Genomic DNA, 819 nt, shown 5'->3' with positions numbered 1-819 from the left:
AAATACTTGGGGAGTCTCTGGACGATGCGGCCGGTGAAGCCTTCGACAAAGCGGCAAAAATGCTTGGCTTGGATTATCCTGGGGGCCCGCACATTGCTCGTTTAGCCGAGTATGCGCGATCAGAGCTTGATGGAACAAGGTATCGTTTTCCAAGGCCGATGACCGATCGTCCAGGCTTAGAATTTAGTTTTAGTGGTTTGAAAACATTCACTCTAAACACGGTTAATAAAGCACGTGACGAAGATCGTTTTGACGATGACGAGAAAGCACGAATTGCACTGGCTTTTGAAGATGCCGTAGTCGACACCTTAATGATCAAATGCCGAAGGGCCCTCAAAGAAACGGGATTCAAGCGACTCGTTATTGCTGGTGGCGTAAGCGCAAATGTTAATCTCCGTCAGACACTTAAGAAAATGGAAGAAAAAACCGGTTCTGAGGTTTTCTACGCCCGTCAGAAGTACTGTACTGATAATGGCGCCATGATTGCCTATGCAGGTGCTCAGCGTCTGCTTGCAGGACAGCGAAGCAGTGGTGAGGTTGCCGTTCGACCGCGTTGGCCAATGGATCAATTGCCTTCCTTGGGTAAGGGCTAGCTTAAGATGCACGATATTATCTTTATAGAAGGTTTAAGTGTCTCTGCCTCGATTGGTATTTTTGACTGGGAAAAGCGCGTTAAGCAGGATCTGATTATCGACTGCCAAATGCCTTATTCACTTGCAAAGGCAGGCCAAACAAATAGCATCAACGACACTGTCAGCTATGCAGAAGTGGCGAATGCCATTATAGCGATTGTCACGAGTAAGCATCATGATTTACTTG

The 819-nt window shown here is 47.0% G+C and carries 2 protein-coding genes; both read left to right on the top strand.

Features of this window, described 5'->3' with window-relative positions; genetic code table 11:
* Positions 1–593, top strand: a 593-nt coding sequence (locus A3750_RS13375; RefSeq protein ID WP_369819943.1) for a tRNA (adenosine(37)-N6)-threonylcarbamoyltransferase complex transferase subunit TsaD, incomplete at its 5' end; no start/stop codon positions are given.
* 6 nt (positions 594–599) lie between these two features.
* Positions 600–819: dihydroneopterin aldolase (locus tag A3750_RS13370; protein ID WP_156498579.1), on the top strand; the 220-nt coding region annotated here is incomplete at its 3' end.

This window comes from Oleiphilus sp. HI0079, from assembly GCF_001635105.1.
The sequence above is the reverse complement of the archived record's forward strand: the minus strand, read 5'-3'. Positions and strand labels throughout refer to the sequence as shown.